Here is a 14,910-nt window from a genome sequence, read left to right as displayed (position 1 = left end):
CCTTTACTGAGAGTGGTGTGCGGTCACAGGATGCAGTCGGGCAGAAGCCCGAAGTCTTCGCCCATCCTATAGTTGGAAGTCCATGTATGTCTACCGTCACACGTCTCCGATCCGGCCGGCGAGGTCAGCCCTCGGTCGCCATCTGCTGAGCCTTCGCGTACGCGAGGTGCAGGAAATCCGCCCCCGTCAAGGCGCAGAACGATCCTGCGATCAGTCGCGTGACGCCCGGCGCGTAGACGAGTCCGAATACGAGCGCGGTCACCACCCACAGGTCCAGGCAGAACGGGCATGCGAGCAGTTCTCCGATCGCGTGCCGCACGCGCGAAGATTCCCGCGGCTTCTCCATCACCTCCGCAGGGCCGCCCGGCCCGTCGAACCGGGTGAACGGTGCGCGCACCGGACTGGTCACGGCGGCCTTGCTCAGCACGCGGGAGACCTTGTGGCTCGCCAGTGCGGTCACCGCGATGTCGCCCGCGGTCGGCCGCGGCAACGGGCGACCCAGTTTCGCCGCGACCCCGGCCAGCACTCCGACGAGCGACAGGTACACCGCCATGACCACCGCATATCCGCCGACCGGGCGGTCCTCCCCATTGCGGTAGATGTCGGCTTCCTGCTGCATCGTGTCGACCACGCTCCGCTCCGCGCTGTCCTGTTCGGCGGATGACGCTTCGTGCAATCCCATGAACCCTCCACTCGTGCAAGTCCCGTTCCGTGGGTGCCGGCGAATCTCGCTTCCACACCGAGGAAGGCATACCCGCTGCGGGTCCGCGCAACCCCGGCAGTCGACGGCAGATCGGCGATCCGGGCGATCAGGACAGGGAACTTCGCGCGGACTACCGCAGCCGGCGGTACAGGTCCTCGAAGTCGGAGATCCCGCGGATGACCACGGCCTCGTCGGTGCCCCCGGCGCGCAGCGCGCGACGCAGCAGCATCGGGTCCAGGTCTTCGGGCGCCGGCCGGAACCGCTCCACCGGCAGCTCGGGCAGTTCGGTGTCCTCGCCGTAGAAGTCGTCGGTGTCGGGCGCCTCGTCGGCGCCACCGATGAGCATGCCCAGGTCGACGCCGCGCAGGGTGAGTACCGCCAGGGGGTGCTCGTCGACGTGCTCCGCCAGCAGGTACGCCACGGCCGCGGCGTGCTTGCAGGGCCACCCGTCGTCGGGGCAGGTGCAGTCGAAATCGAGTTCCCCGGCGCGCCGGGGCAGCAGCAGCGGCCCGAGTTCTTCCGGCAGCACCCCGCCGGCGAGGCGCGCCAGCATGCCCGGCGACGACCTCACCTTCTCGATCAGCTCGCCCACGCCCTCCTCGCCCAGAACCCGGACCGACACCGTCGACGTGAACGGACGCAGCTGGCTGCCCTGCACATCGCCCACCGCGGCGCCGGGCTCGAGGCGCATCGACACCACCTGACCCGATCGCGCGTACGTGCGACCACGGGTCAGCCGGCCCTTGTCGGCGACCTCTTCCATCGCGGCGATCAGCTCTTTCGACCACCAGGTACGCCCGATGGCGCCGCGCTTGGTGCGCGCCTCGACACCGCCCGCGACCTTGCGGGCGGAGCCGTAGCCGCGAAACTCGTTGCGCCGGGCCATCAGTCACCCACCGCATCGTCGCCGAGAGTGAGGAGCGAATGCAGTTGTTCCGTCGAGAGCTCGGTGATCCAGTTCTCCCCCACCCCGATCGCGAGATCGGCCAGCTCCTGCTTGCCGGTGAGCATTTCGTCGATACGTTCTTCCACGGTCCCGACACACACGAGCTTGCGAACCTGCACGTCGCGGCGCTGGCCGATACGGAAGGCGCGGTCGGTGGCCTGATTCTCCACTGCGGGATTCCACCACCGGTCGAGGTGCACGACATGATTGGCGGCCGTCAGGTTCAGGCCGGTACCGCCGGCCTTGAGCGACAGCAACATGATCGGAGGTCCGCTCTCCTCCTGGAACTGCGTGACCATGGAGTCTCGTCTGCCTTTCGCGACACCGCCGTGCAGGAACGGCACGACGGTGGCGAACCGCTGCTCGAGATACGGCGCGATCAACTGCCCGAACTCCCGGAACTGGGTGAACAGGAGGACCTTCTCGCCGTCGCCGAGGACCGATTCGACGATGTCCTCGACGAGACCCAGTTTGCCCGAACGATGCCGGCCGCGGCGCAGCACCGGGGAACCGTCGCCCAGATAGTGGGCCGGATGGTTGCACACCTGCTTCAGCCGGGTCAGGGCCGCAAGCACCGCGCCCTTACGGGCCATGCCTTCTTTGTCGCGGATCTTCTTCATCATGTCGTCGACCACCGCCCGGTACAGCGCGGCCTGCTCCGCCGTCAGGTTCGCGCGCACCGTCTGCTCGAACTTGTCGGGCAGATCGGAGATGACGTCGGGATCGGTCTTGACGCGACGCAGCACGAACGGGGCGGTCAGCGCCCGCAGCCGTGCGGCGGCGGCCGGATCGTGATCGCGCTCGATCGGCACCGCGAACTTCGCGCGGACCGACGACGCGCTGCCCAGCAACTTCGGGTTCGCGAAGTCCAGGATGGCGCGCAGTTCCTCGAGGCGGTTCTCGACCGGAGTGCCGGTCAACGCGACGCGGTGCGCGGCCGGGACGGCACGAGTGGCCCGCGACTGCGCGGTATTGCTGTTCTTGACGTGCTGCGCCTCGTCGAGAACCACCCTGTGCCAAGGGAGTTCGGCGAGTTGAGCGATGTCTCGGGCCACGATCGCGTACGTCGTGATGACCAGGTCGTGATCCCCGGTTGCGGCGGCCAGTTCGGCGTCGCGCAGTCGCTGTGCGCCGTGGTGGACGTGCACCCGGAGGCCGGGCACGAACCGTTCGGCTTCTCGCTGCCAGTTGCCGACCACCGACATCGGGCACACCAGCAATGTCGGCGCCGCCGTGTCGGTGTTCGCCCGTTCGTGCTCGAGCAGTGCGAGCAGCTGCACGGTCTTGCCCAGCCCCATGTCGTCCGCCAGCACCGCGCCCAGACCGAGCCGCGACATGAATGCGAGCCAATCGAGACCACGCTGCTGATAGGGCCGCAGTTCGGCGAGCAACCCCGGCGGCGCCGGAACCGTCTCGGGTTGCGCCTGCCCGTCGAGCAGCGTCTCGACCCAGCCCGTCGCGGTGACATCGGTGACCTCGATCGGAGGGGGATCGTCCCCGGTGAACTCGGCGAACAATCCTCCGAGGGTGGCGTCCCGCTCGGAGTGGGCGCCGACGTACCGTGCGGCCTTCGCCAGCGCTTCGGCGTCGGCCCGGACCCACTTGCCCCGCAGCTTGACCAGATCGCTGTTGGCGGCGACGAGCTGTTCCATCTCCGAATGCGTAAGCAGCATGTCGCCGACGGCGAGTTGCCATTCGTACGACACGATCGCGCTCATGCCCACGAGGCTGTCCTCGGCGCCGACCGGGGCCGCGGCCGAGGTGACCTGCAACCGCAGCGACGGATCGACCTTCGACCACGCCCGCGGCAGTAACAGCGCCACTCCCGCGGCCTGCAGGGCGCGGGCGCCGTGCTCGACCTGGTCGATCACCACCGGGGTGGGCAGCAGCAGGTCGAGATTGGCGGGGTCGCGCGGGACGTCCTGCAGTCGCGGGTATGCCGCGAGTGCGCCGCCCAGCTTGCGGATCCCGATCTGCAGCAGGTGCGGGTCGGTGCCCTCGACGGGCAGCGACACCGGCGCCTGGCCTTCCGAACGCAGGCACACCTCGAGCCGCCAGAGCGCGTCGGCACCGATACCGGCGTCGTCGTCATCCTCGGTGTCCTCGGGTTCGAGCAGCCGCAGCACCAGATCCGGTTCGTAGCCGGACAGGCTCGCCCGCCATTCCTCGAGGGCGTCGGCCATGCGCTGGGTTCCACGCGGATGCGGTTGGCCTTCGGCGAGCGCCGCGACCAGGGGATGCAGCGACGTCGACGGCCCGTGCAACGCGCGGACGATCGGATCCGTCAGTTCGGCACTCATATCGTCGAGCAGCGACGTGGGACGACCCAATTGCTTCTGCACCGGCGGCATCACCGCGGCAAGTTCGGCCGACCATGCCCGCGTCTTCTCACCGCCGAGTAGTCGCCAGCGACCCCACCATTGCTTTTCGGCGCGGACGAGTTCGGGGGCCACCCGGCCTGCCTGTGCCCACCGCTCGATCCCCCGAGCGACATGCGCGAGATAACGCAGGTCACCGGCCACACCTTGGGGACGGCGCGGCAGATCCAGCAGGAGTTGAGCAGCGTCGGGTGGAGCGACCGCGACCGCCGGGAGCCTGCGCGGCCCGGTGTCGCCGGGAAGGGTGAGTTCGACGCTGTGCCGGAACGGCCGGTCGGTCCACCGGCGCAGCGCGGAGGGCAGGGCGTCGTCGTTCTCGTCCTGTCCGTCTGCCGGATCGCGCCATAACAACAGCCCCGATCCCGGTGACCAGAGCCCGTGCAACATGCCCTCTATGGTGCCAGCCGCGCCGGACGCGCTCGTGGCAGGCTGAGCGAATGGCACTCGCGTACGGCTTCGCCGAATACGGCGGCCCGGAAACACAGCAGTTCCTGGACCTGACGATCCCCCGTCCGGGGCCCGGCCAGTTGCAGGTGGCGGTGCACGCCGCCGGGGTGAATCCGGCCGATTGGAAGGTGCGCGCCGGCACCCGTAAGGACACGGTGCCCGTCACCCTTCCCGCGGTCCTCGGACGCGAGGTCGCGGGTGTGGTCACGGCGCTGGGTGAACGCACCGAGGGCTTCGCGATCGGCGATCCGGTCTTCGGGTCCACCGCGACCGGGTTCGGCGGGTATGCCGAATACACCCTGCTCAACGGGCACAGCACCGCCCACAAACCCGACTCGGTGAGCTTCGGGGCGGCCGCGACGATTCCGGTCGCGTCGGGCACGGCCCTCGACATCGTCGAACAACTCGAGATCGTCGATGCCGACACCGTGCTGGTGCTCGGCGCCGGGGGTGGTGTCGGATCGGCGGTCACCCAGCTCGCCCACGCAGCGGGCGCCGCGACCCTCGGTGTGGCGAGCGGCGGCAAGCGCGACCTGGTGGAGGCCAACGGTGGTATCTGGATCGAATCGGGGCCGGGCTCCGAGGAACGCATCGCCGCCGCCGGGGCGTACTGCGGGGCGGTCACGGTGATCGTCGACCTGGTGGGCGGCAATGTCCTCGAACGCGCCGTCGGCGTGGCCGAGGAGACGGCGCGGATCCTCAGTGCCGCCGACCCCGGTCGTGCCCGCGAGCTGGGCGGGTCCGGGGTGACCCGGCGCCGCACGAGCGAGGTGTTCGAGCGCGTCGCCTCGCTCGTCGCCGGAGGCGTCCTGGATCCACGGATCGAGCACACGTTTCCGCTCGCGGAGGCCGGCCGGGCCCTCGCTCTCGTGGAGGACGGGCACGCGCGCGGAAAGGTGGTCGTCATCGTGCGCTGAGCGCTGGATCGTGCGGTGTCCGGGGAGCACACTGGTTTTCAGACGCGTCCGCAGGAGCCGATATGACCATCCTGGTCCAGGTACTCGAACAGACCTACAGCGGCCACACGCCGTGGGAGCAGGTCAAATACGCGTTCGTCGACTCGTCGCACATCACCACGTTCCGCTTGGACGGGCAGTGCGGTGTGTGGCTGGACGGCCTCAAACACGGGGAGGCACACCATCTCGCCGCCACAGAGAGCGCGGAGCAGGCGATCTTCTTTCTGCTGACGGTCTTCGACCGGATCGCCGCGTGCAAGCAGGCGGGCGGGTCGTGGATCGTCGGGCACGACGGCCGCACGGTCCGATCCATCCACGCGACACGGTTCCCGCTCACCGGCGACGGCTGATCCGGTTCTGCCGTGTCGTGGAACCCTGCCGTGTCGTGGACCCCTGCCATGATCGGCCGGTGCGAGGGAGCGCGAAGTGGTGGGTGCCGGTGATCGCGTTCGCGATTGCCGTGTCGTGGTGGTGGGATTTCTCCGAAAGCGCTGATCCGGTGCCGGGCAGTCCGTCCCGGACGCAGGTCGAGGAGTTGCTCGGCCGCGTCGAGGTGGTGGCGCAGCGGCCGCAGCTGTCCGGCTACGAGCGGGACTGCGGACCGGGTGCGCGCTGCGTCTTCGGACCGGCGTGGTCGGACGACCATCCCGGGCCGGGCGGGCACGACGGGTGCGATACCCGCAACAACGTGCTTGCGCGCGATCTGCGCGACCCGACGTTCCGGTCGGGAACCGACGACTGCGTCGTGCTCACGGGCACCCTCGCCGATCCGTACACCGGCGAGCAGGTGGCGTTCCGGCGTTCGGCCGCGAAGGCAGTACACATCGATCACATCTACCCGCTTGCCGCGGCCTGGGACCACGGCGCCGCGCACTGGCCGGCCGAGCTGCGACAGCAATTCGCCAACGACGTCGTCTACAACCTGGCCGCGGTGGGCGGCGCCGCCAACGAGGCCAAGCGCGACCACACGCCCGCCGAATGGCTGCCTCCCGCAACGGGTTACCGTTGCTGGTTCGCGGGTAAGTATCTGTCCGTCGCGGTGCGGTACCGGTTGCCGATCACGGCAGCCGACCATCGGGCGCTGGCCGGAGCAACCGCCTTGTGCCCGGCTGCGGAGCCGTCTGCGCCCGCGTCGTGACGCTGCGATCAGACCGGCAGGTTCTGGGGAATCCAATCGGGATCACGCTTCTCCATGAACGCCCGCATCCCCTCGCGGGGTTCCGGTGAGGTTTCGAGCGCCCCGAACATCGTCTGGTAATCGATCTGCCCGTACCGTTCGTTGAGCATCCGCTTGACCTGGGCGCGAGCCAGTGGAGCCGTCTGCAGCACCTCGCGCGCCGCCTGCAGCGCGGCGTCGCGAAGCTGCTCGTGCGGTACGACGCGCGAGATCACCCCGAGGCGAAGGGCTTCCGCCGCATCGAATTTCCGTGCAGAGAAGATCAGATCGCGGGCTGCCGCGAGTCCGATGTGTGCGGGCAGGGCCGCCGCGAACGTCGCGTCCGGTATGCCACGCAGGAGTTCGGGCACGCGGAAGGTGGCGCGGTCGCTGGCGACGGCGATGTCGGACATCATCGCGACGAGCAGGCCGCCCGCCTGGCAGATGCCGTTGACCGCCGAGATGACGGGTGCCCGGCTGTCGCGGATGGTGAGAAACGGGACGACGTCGCCTCCCGCCAGCCCCTCGGGCAGGTTGTCGCCGGGCTCCGCCCGTCCGCCCAGGTCGCCGCCGGGCGCGAACACGTCGTCGACGCCGGTGATGATCAGCGCACCCAGGTCGGGGTCGGAGTTGACCAGCCGCACGGCACGCTTGAGTCCGTAGTACATCGCCGGCGTGAATGCGTTGCGGGCGGCGGGACGGTCGATGATGCACCAACCGATGGCTCCCTCACGCTCGAATCGCAGTCCGCCCGCTCCCAGATCGTCTCCCATGCCCCGCAGCCTAACTTAATTCTCGGATGAAGAGAATGTCATTTCCGGCGCGTGTGCTCGCCCGGCGCCGATGCCCGGCACGGGCCGACCTCCCGGCTAACGTGAGGAGATGCTCTCGCGTATCACCAAGGACACCCGGTTGTGCATCTCGATGTCGGGTCGGCCGAGCAACATCGGCACCCGCTTCCACAACTATCTGTACGACGAACTCGGGCTGGACTTCGTCTACAAGGCGTTCGCTCCCCTCGACATCGCCGACGCAGTCGCCGGAATTCGCGGGCTCGGGATCCGCGGGGCCGGGGTGTCGATGCCGTTCAAAGAGGCAGTGCTTCCACTCGTGGACGTCCTGCACGATTCGGCGCGGGCGATCGAGTCGGTGAACACGATCGTCAACGAAGACGGTGTCCTGCACGCGTACAACACCGACTATCAGGCGGTTCAGGATCTGCTGGCGTCGCACGAAGTGGACACGAATCTGCCGGTGGTGGTGGCCGGCAGCGGTGGGATGGCCAAAGCGGTGGCCGCCGCGCTGCGGCACAGCGGATTCACCGACGGAACCATCGTCGCGCGCAACGAGAAAACCGGCCGGGCCCTCGCTCGCAAGTACGGGTACGCGTGGCGTCCCGAGGCCGGTGAGCCGACCCCCGCGGTGCTCGTCAATGCGACGCCGATCGGTATGACCGGGGGCGCGGAAGCCTCCGCGCTACCGTTCCCCGACCACATCGTCGCTGCGGCCTCGGTGGTCTTCGATGTCGTCGCGGCGCCGCCCGACACGCCGCTGGTCCGCGCCGCCCGCGACCGTCGGATACCGGTGATCACGGGCGACGAGGTCATCGCGCTGCAGGCAGCCCTGCAGTTCGAGCTGTACACCGGGGTCGAGCCCACCGCGGATCAGGTGCGGCGCGCGTCGGAGTTTTCACGTAACTGACGGGCCGGCGTCATCGGATCGGGCCGAGCGGCCGTGGTTTCGTTTCCCCCAGAGGGTGTCCGGTCCCGCCCTCAGCCGCCGGTCGCCGCCTCCCGGGTGGGGTCGGCCGACCACTGCGACCAGGAGCCCGGGAACAGCGCGGCGTCGATCCCGGCGATCGCGAGGGCCGCGATCTCATGCGCCGCGGTAACCCCGGATCCGCAGTACACGGCGACGTCGCCCGTCACACCCAGAGCGGCGAATCGTGCGGCGAGCTGGTCGGCGGGCCGGAAGCTGCCGTCCTCCCGGAGGTTGTCGGTGGTGGGCGCGCTGACCGCGCCGGGGATGTGACCGGCACGACGATCGACCGGTTCCTCCTCTCCGCGGTAGCGCTCGGCTGCGCGCGCGTCGAGCAGTGTGCCGTGCGACGGCAACCCGGCGACCGTGTCGATGTCGACGGTCTTCATGTGGCCCGGCTGCAGAGTCACCGTGCCGGGATGCCGTTGACCACCCGGACCGGCCGCGACGGGGTGCCCACCGGCGATCCACGCGGGCAGACCACCGTCGAGGAGGCGGACGGTGGTCAATCCCGCCCACCGCAGCAGCCACCATGCGCGTGCCGCGGCGAGACCGCCGGTCGCGTCGTAGGCGACAACGGTCTCGGCACCGGAGATTCCCCAGCGGCGCGCGCAGTCCTGCAGCCGCACGATGGCGGGCAGCGGGTGGCGGCCTTCCTTGGGCGTCGGCGGGTCGGCGAGTTCGGCGTCGAGGTCGACGAACACCGCACCGGGGATGTGGCCTTCGTGAAACCGGTCGCGGCCCTGTTCGTCGCCGAGTGCCCAGCGGACATCGAGCAGGACCGGCGACCGGCCGGAGTCGATGAGCTCCGCCAATTCGGAAGTGGTGATGAGTACGGGATCGGAGGGCATGCTCCGATCCTGACAGGTCTCGGCGGCCGATCGTGCGCGAACACCGGACAGCACCCGGCGGCAATGCGGACCGGCCGGGATACGGTTCGATCGGCGAGCGCGGAACGCCGGACCATCCGCACGTCGTCGCCGCAGTCCGGGTGCGCTCAGGGGACTCGGTTGGACGGTTTTCGGAATCGGTTCGGCCTTCTGAGCGCTGTTGGTCGGACTTGCGATGCCGGGAGCACTATCGTCGAGGCGTGAGCAACCGCCAGCCGACGAGAAACGCCGCGCCCCCCGAACCGGAGCAGTACGCGATCCTGTGGCCGATGCAGACCCGATGGGCCGACAACGATCACTACGGCCACGTCAACAACGTCACGTACTACTCGTATTTCGATTCGGCGGTCAACGGCTGGCTCATGGCGACCACCGGCGTCGACATCCGCGAACTCGACTCGATCGGGGTGGTGGCCGAGACGTCGTGCCGATACCTCTCGGAGCTGTCGTTCCCGGACCGCCTGCAGATCGGCTTGGCCGTCGAGCGGATCGGTAAGCAGAGCGTCACCTACACGCTCGCGATCTTCCGCGAGGACTCCGACGGGGCGCTACATCCCGCCGCCACAGGACGTTTCGTGCATGTCTACGTCGATTTGCTCACGCGCCGCCCGGTTCCGATTCCGGAACAGATCCGTAAGGCAGTCATGCAGCTGGTCACACCCTCCGCAAAGTAGCGCCTGCCGCCTTCTCGAGCAGCGGTGCAGTGCGCAGGGGCACCAGCTCGCGCATGACGAGCGACATGTTGGTGCGCTCCACACCGGGGATCTCGAGGATCTGGCCGGCGAGCCGGTAGAGGTCGTCGGCGTCGCGCGCCACGACCTTCACCGACAGGTCGACCGGTCCGGTCAGGCCGTATACCTCGGTAACCTCGGGGATCTGCGACAGCGCGGCGACAACGTCGTCGAGCCGATGCTGATCGACCCGGGTGGCGACATACGCCGCGAGCAGATATCCGAGCGACGACGGGTCGATGCGCCGCTCGAAGGATGCCAGCACCCCGTCCGCCTCCCACCGTGCGAGGCGTGCCTGCACGGTGTTGCGCGACAACCCGAGCCGCTGCGAGAGCTCGACGCCCGTGGCTCGCGGCGTGCGTGCGAGCTCGAGCAGCAAACGGGCGTCGGTGGCGTCCAGACTGGTCATTCTTCGCAGTCTGCCACCGAACAGGGGCCCGAAACCGTGCTTCCTGCACAATCCGCGTCCGTTCGATTGCGCAGATTCTCCGGACGTGGATTATGTGAGGTACAACACATTCATGTCCGGCACCGCTTCACGAGAGCCCGCCGGGCCTGTACCGACGAGGTGAACCGATGGTGGCACCCTCCACAGTTCCGGTGCGGTCCGAACAGACCTATCCGGTCCAGCTGATCCAACCGGACGGACGACGCGTCCACCGCCCCGAGTACAGCGGCCTGATTTCCGACGTCGGCCCCGCCGAGCTCCGTGACCTGTACCGCGACCTGGTGGTGATCCGACGCCTCGACACCGAGGCCACCGCGCTCCAGCGACAGGGCGAACTGGGACTCTGGGCGCCGCTGACCGGGCAGGAAGCCGCACAGGTCGGCTCCGCCCGGGCACTCGATCCGGACGACTACGTCTTCACGAGCTACCGCGAACACGGCGTGGCATGGTGCCGCGGGGTCGACCCCGCCGCAATGACGCGCCTGTGGCGCGGATGCGCGCACTCCGGGTGGGATCCGGCGACGGTGAACATGACCAACCCCGCCATCGTCGTCGGCTCCCAGGGGCTCCACGCGACCGGCTACGCGATGGGCGCGAAACTCGACGGCGCCGACATCGCGACCGTCGTGTACTTCGGTGACGGCGCGACCAGCCAGGGCGACCTCTCGGAAGCACTGGGATTCGCGGTCAGCTGGGGCGTCGGCGTCGTGTTCTTCTGCCAGAACAATCAGTGGGCGATCAGCGTCCCCACCCACGTGCAGAGCCCGGTCCCGCTCGCGCAGCGTGCCGCCGGCTTCGGGATGCCCGCAGTCCAGGTCGACGGCAACGACGTCCTCGCGGTTCTCGCCGTCACCCGGCAGGCCGTGCGCCATGCCCGCGACGGGGGCGGACCGTTCTTCGTCGAAGCCCTCACCTACCGGATGGGACCGCACACCACGTCCGACGATCCCACCCGGTACCGCACGCCCGCCGATCTCGAGCAATGGCGGGCCCGGGATCCGCTCGAGCGGGTGCGTCGCCTGCTCGAACGCGAAAACCTGGCCGACGAGGCATTCTTCGCCGACGTGCAGGCCGCCGCAGACGACGCGGCAGCACGACTGCGGCGCGGAACACTCGAGATGCCGGACCCCGAACCTCTCATGCTGTTCGATCACGTGTACAGCACCGATCATCCGATGCTCGCCGAGGAACGCGCCGGATACGCCGGCTACCTCGCGGGTTTCGCGACCACCGACGAGGAGGCCCGGTCATGACCACCACGACGATGGCGCTCGGCGCCGCTCTCAACGCCGGTCTTCGACGCGCACTCGAGCGCGACCGCAAGATAGTGATCATGGGTGAGGACGTCGGCCGGCTCGGCGGCGTCTTCCGTGTCACCGACACCCTGCAGAAGGATTTCGGGGACGGCCGCGTCATCGACACCCCGCTGGCCGAATCAGGAATTGTGGGAACCGCTTTCGGGATGGCGCTGCGCGGCTACCGTCCGGTGTGCGAGATCCAGTTCGACGGATTCGTGTATCCCGCCTTCGACCAGATCGTCTCGCAGGTCGCGAAGATCCACTACCGCACGGGGGGCGCGGTGACCGCCCCGCTGACCATCCGGATTCCCTACGGCGGCGGTATCGGTGCGGTCGAGCACCATTCGGAATCGCCGGAGGTCTACTTCACGCACACGGCGGGACTGCGCGTCGTGAGTCCCGGTAACCCGGCGGACGCGTTCTCGATGATCCAGCAGGCAATTTCCTCGGACGACCCGGTGGTCTTCCTCGAACCGAAGCACCGCTACTGGGATCGGGGCGAGGTGGATGTGGATGCCGAACCCACCTTGCCGCTGCACCGGGCACGGGTTGCGCGGACCGGCACCGACGTCACGGTCGTGACGTTCGGCGCGATGGTGTCGACGGCGCTGCAGGCCGCCGACATCGCAGCATCCGAAGGACATTCGATCGAGGTGGTCGATCTGCGGTCCCTCTCGCCCATCGACTTCGACACGATCGAGGAGTCCGTACGCCGCACCGGCCGGCTCGTCGTCGCACAGGAGGCGCCCGTGTTCTGCGGGCTCGGCGCGGAGATTGCTGCTCGACTGAGCGAGCGCTGCTTCTATCAACTCGAATCCCCGGTGCTGCGCGTCGGAGGATTCGACATCCCTTATCCCCCTGCCAAACTCGAGTCCCACCACCTGCCGGATCCCGACCGCATCCTCGACGCGGTGGACCGCAGTCTCGCCGCCTGACAGAACTTGCCGCCTGACAGAAGGAGAATCCCCACATGCCGGAGGTGGTCAAGGAATTCCGGTTGCCGGATCTCGGCGAGGGCCTGACCGAGGCCGAACTGGTTGCGTGGTCGGTCGAGATCGGAGATCGGCTCGAACTCAACCAGGTGGTGGGCGAGGTCGAGACCGCCAAGGCGACGGTCGAATTGCCGTCGCCGTACGCCGGGACCGTCGCGGAACTGCTCGCGGCACCCGGCGAGACCGTCCCCGTCGGCGCACCTCTGCTGCGCGTCACCGTCGCGGACACCACCGAATCGCCGTCCGGTCCCGGAGAGCCTTCCGCAGCCGGGGAGCCGGTCGCCGAGCGACCACCGCAGGTGCTCGTGGGCTACGGACCCGGTGTCGCCCCGGTCAGCAAACGCGCCGCCCGCCGCACACCTCCCGGCACACCGGACGGCCCTCTCCCGGCGGACGACGCCGACACCGCCGCCGCCCGCCGGCCCGATGCGAAGCCGGGAGCGCGCCGGGAAGCGAAACGGCTCGGCATCGATTTGGCGACCGTGACCCCCAGCCGCCCGGACGGGGTCCTCACCCGCTCGGATGAGCAACGCAGCGCCGACGAGCGCACTGCGCCTGCCGACACATCGGTTGCGCAGGACACCCGGGTCCCGATCGCCGGGGTCCGCAAGCGCACCGCCGAGGCCGTGACACGCAGCGCGTTCACCGCACCGCACGCGACGGTGTTCCTCACATGCGATGTCACCCGCACGGTCGAACTGATCGGGCAGTTGCGCGAGCACGGCGCGTTCGAGGGACGGCACCTGACGCCGCTGGCCGTCGCCGCGAAGGCTCTGCTGAGCACGATCCGTGACGAACCGGATCTCAATTCGAGCTGGGACGAGGCCGCCCACGAGATCGTCGTCCATCACCGGGTGCGGTTGGGCATCGCAACCGCGACCGGTGACGGCCTCAAGGTGCCGGTGGTGCGCGACGCGGACGCGCTGTCGTTGCCCGAGCTCGCCGGCGCGATCGCCGCCGCGGCCGATGCCGCCCGCTCCGGTCGGGCCACCCCTGCAGAGCTGACCGGGTCGACGATTTCGATCACCAACGTCGGGGTGTTCGGTGTCGACACGGGCACCCCGATCCTCAATCCCGGTGAGGCCGCGATCCTCGCGCTCGGCGCGATCGGCGACCGACCGTGGGTGGTGGACGACGCCCTCGCGATCCGGAAGGTCGTGACGCTGTCGCTGTCCTTCGATCACCGGCTGATCGACGGCGAGCAGGCCGGTAAGGCGCTGGCCGCAATCGGTCGCATCCTGCACGATCCGGTGCCCACGCTGGTCGCCGGGACGTAGGGCGGGCCGCCACACTAGCGTGAGCGCCCGTGGACGACTCTGTACTCAGGCGTGCCCGCGGCGCGGTATTCGCGGTGTTCGGGATCAACGGGTTCCTGCTCGCCATGTGGGTGGTGCACATCCCGGCGATCGAGCAGCGGGTCGGTATCGGGCACGCCGCGCTGGGATCGCTGCTTCTGCTGCTCGCGGCCGGTGCGCTGTGCGGGATGCAGATGACGGGGCCACTCGCCGATCGGTTCGGCAGCCACCGCACCACGATCGGCTTCGCGTCGCTGCTGGCCCTGGCGACTGTGGGGCCGGGATTGGCGTCCGCGCCGTGGCATCTCGGCCTCGCGCTCGCGGTGTTCGGGTTCGCGAACGGCGCGCTCGATGTGTCCATGAACTCACAGGCGGTTGTCGTCGAGCAGCGCTATGGGCGCCCGATCATGGCCGCGTTCCACGGAGTGTTCTCGGCCGGTGGCATCGTCGGGTCGCTGGTGGGGGCGGCGACGCTGGCCGCCGGAGTGAGCCCGCCGGTGACGCTGGCCGTGGCCGGTTCGTGCGCCCTGGTCGCCGTCGTACCGATCGTGCCGCATCTGATCCGCACCGAGCCCGCCCCGGCCCGGCCGGCGACGCGGTCACGGAATGGTTATCCGCGGAAGGTTCTGTTGCTCGGCGGGGTGGCGTTCGGTTTGATGCTCAGCGAGGGTGTCGCCAACGACTGGAGCGCCCTGCAGGTCAAGGAACGACTGGGCAGCGCCGATTCGGTTGCGGCCCTGGCCTTCGGCGCATTCTCGGCGACGATGACCCTGGGCCGGTTCGTCGCGGATCGTGCTCAGCAGAGCCTTCGCGGCGACGGCCAGCGGCGTCAGGTGCCGTCCCTCGAACGCGCCGTGCTCGCGCAACTGCCCGATCAGTTCGACCGTGCGGGTGACATCGCATGTGAGGAAC

General features: G+C 69.1%; 15 protein-coding genes. 9 read left to right on the top strand and 6 right to left on the bottom strand.

Going from position 1 to position 14,910, the window contains the following annotated elements; genetic code table 11:
- Positions 1 to 124: 124 nt before the first annotated feature.
- The 3 genes from Q8814_RS18785 to Q8814_RS18775 all read right to left on the bottom strand — a co-directional run bounded on the left by Q8814_RS18785 (position 125) and on the right by Q8814_RS18775 (position 4,414).
- A complete protein-coding gene (locus Q8814_RS18785; protein WP_330153504.1) occupies positions 125 to 682 on the bottom strand; it encodes a DUF1360 domain-containing protein in 558 nt (185 codons plus the stop codon).
- 151 nt (positions 683 to 833) lie between these two features.
- Positions 834 to 1,589, bottom strand: coding sequence for an SWIM zinc finger family protein (locus tag Q8814_RS18780; RefSeq protein WP_330153503.1), 756 nt, complete (start codon positions 1,587 to 1,589; stop codon positions 834 to 836).
- The gene (locus Q8814_RS18775) at positions 1,589 to 4,414 is read right to left on the bottom strand and encodes a DEAD/DEAH box helicase (protein WP_330153502.1); all 2,826 of its coding nucleotides are present in this window, start codon (positions 4,412 to 4,414) and stop codon (positions 1,589 to 1,591) included. Before Q8814_RS18775 ends, Q8814_RS18780 begins: the two co-directional genes overlap by 1 nt.
- A gap of 50 nt (positions 4,415 to 4,464) precedes the next feature.
- Here Q8814_RS18775 and Q8814_RS18770 point away from each other — a divergent pair, with 50 nt between their 5' ends.
- From Q8814_RS18770 to Q8814_RS18760, 3 genes are all read left to right on the top strand, one after another.
- Entirely contained in the window at positions 4,465 to 5,391 is a 927-nt protein-coding gene (locus Q8814_RS18770) for an NADP-dependent oxidoreductase (protein WP_330153501.1), read from the top strand.
- A 62-nt stretch (positions 5,392 to 5,453) separates the two neighbouring features.
- Positions 5,454 to 5,780, top strand: a complete 327-nt coding sequence (locus Q8814_RS18765) for a hypothetical protein (protein WP_330153500.1) — start codon at positions 5,454 to 5,456, stop codon at positions 5,778 to 5,780.
- A gap of 92 nt (positions 5,781 to 5,872) precedes the next feature.
- Complete coding sequence (locus Q8814_RS18760; RefSeq protein ID WP_330153506.1) at positions 5,873 to 6,568, top strand: HNH endonuclease family protein; 696 nt, start codon at positions 5,873 to 5,875, stop codon at positions 6,566 to 6,568.
- An 8-nt stretch (positions 6,569 to 6,576) separates the two neighbouring features.
- Here Q8814_RS18760 and Q8814_RS18755 read toward each other — a convergent pair whose 3' ends face one another.
- On the bottom strand, positions 6,577 to 7,359 hold the full coding sequence (locus Q8814_RS18755; RefSeq protein ID WP_330153499.1) for an enoyl-CoA hydratase/isomerase family protein: 783 nt from the start codon (positions 7,357 to 7,359) through the stop codon (positions 6,577 to 6,579).
- A gap of 109 nt (positions 7,360 to 7,468) precedes the next feature.
- On the opposite strand from Q8814_RS18755, the gene Q8814_RS18750 reads away from it, so the two are divergent.
- Positions 7,469 to 8,287 carry a shikimate 5-dehydrogenase gene (locus Q8814_RS18750; RefSeq protein WP_330153498.1) on the top strand — a complete coding sequence of 273 codons (819 nt, stop codon included), beginning with the start codon at positions 7,469 to 7,471 and terminating at the stop codon, positions 8,285 to 8,287.
- A gap of 71 nt (positions 8,288 to 8,358) precedes the next feature.
- On the opposite strand, the gene Q8814_RS18745 is transcribed toward Q8814_RS18750, so the two are convergent.
- Positions 8,359 to 9,195: a sulfurtransferase gene (locus tag Q8814_RS18745; protein WP_330153497.1), complete on the bottom strand. Its 837-nt coding sequence runs from the start codon at positions 9,193 to 9,195 to the stop codon at positions 8,359 to 8,361.
- Positions 9,196 to 9,434: 239 nt separating this feature from the next.
- Here Q8814_RS18745 and Q8814_RS18740 point away from each other — a divergent pair, with 239 nt between their 5' ends.
- On the top strand, positions 9,435 to 9,908 hold the full coding sequence (locus tag Q8814_RS18740) for an acyl-CoA thioesterase (protein ID WP_330153496.1): 474 nt from the start codon (positions 9,435 to 9,437) through the stop codon (positions 9,906 to 9,908).
- Here the strand turns inward: Q8814_RS18740 and Q8814_RS18735 are convergent.
- Positions 9,889 to 10,374 carry an Lrp/AsnC family transcriptional regulator gene (locus tag Q8814_RS18735; RefSeq protein WP_330153495.1) on the bottom strand — a complete coding sequence of 162 codons (486 nt, stop codon included), beginning with the start codon at positions 10,372 to 10,374 and terminating at the stop codon, positions 9,889 to 9,891. The two genes, Q8814_RS18740 and Q8814_RS18735, sit on opposite strands and share 20 nt — an antisense overlap.
- Before the next feature lie 167 nt (positions 10,375 to 10,541).
- Between Q8814_RS18735 and pdhA the strand changes: the two genes are divergently transcribed.
- The 4 genes from pdhA to Q8814_RS18715 all read left to right on the top strand — a co-directional run.
- Complete coding sequence (gene pdhA / locus Q8814_RS18730) at positions 10,542 to 11,666, top strand: pyruvate dehydrogenase (acetyl-transferring) E1 component subunit alpha (RefSeq protein ID WP_330153494.1); 1,125 nt, start codon at positions 10,542 to 10,544, stop codon at positions 11,664 to 11,666.
- Positions 11,663 to 12,646, top strand: coding sequence for an alpha-ketoacid dehydrogenase subunit beta (locus tag Q8814_RS18725; RefSeq protein ID WP_330153493.1), 984 nt, complete (start codon positions 11,663 to 11,665; stop codon positions 12,644 to 12,646). Before pdhA ends, Q8814_RS18725 begins: the two co-directional genes overlap by 4 nt.
- A 35-nt stretch (positions 12,647 to 12,681) precedes the next feature.
- Positions 12,682 to 13,980, top strand: a complete 1,299-nt coding sequence (locus Q8814_RS18720; protein ID WP_330153492.1) for a dihydrolipoamide acetyltransferase family protein — start codon at positions 12,682 to 12,684, stop codon at positions 13,978 to 13,980.
- Between the two features lie 104 nt (positions 13,981 to 14,084).
- On the top strand, positions 14,085 to 14,910 hold an 826-nt coding region (locus Q8814_RS18715; RefSeq protein WP_330153505.1), incomplete at its 3' end, for an MFS transporter.

This window comes from Rhodococcus chondri, from assembly GCF_036327435.1.
GTDB classification, from domain to species: Bacteria; Actinomycetota; Actinomycetes; order Mycobacteriales; family Mycobacteriaceae; genus Rhodococcus; species Rhodococcus chondri.
The sequence above is the reverse complement of the archived record's forward strand: the minus strand, read 5'-3'. Positions and strand labels throughout refer to the sequence as shown.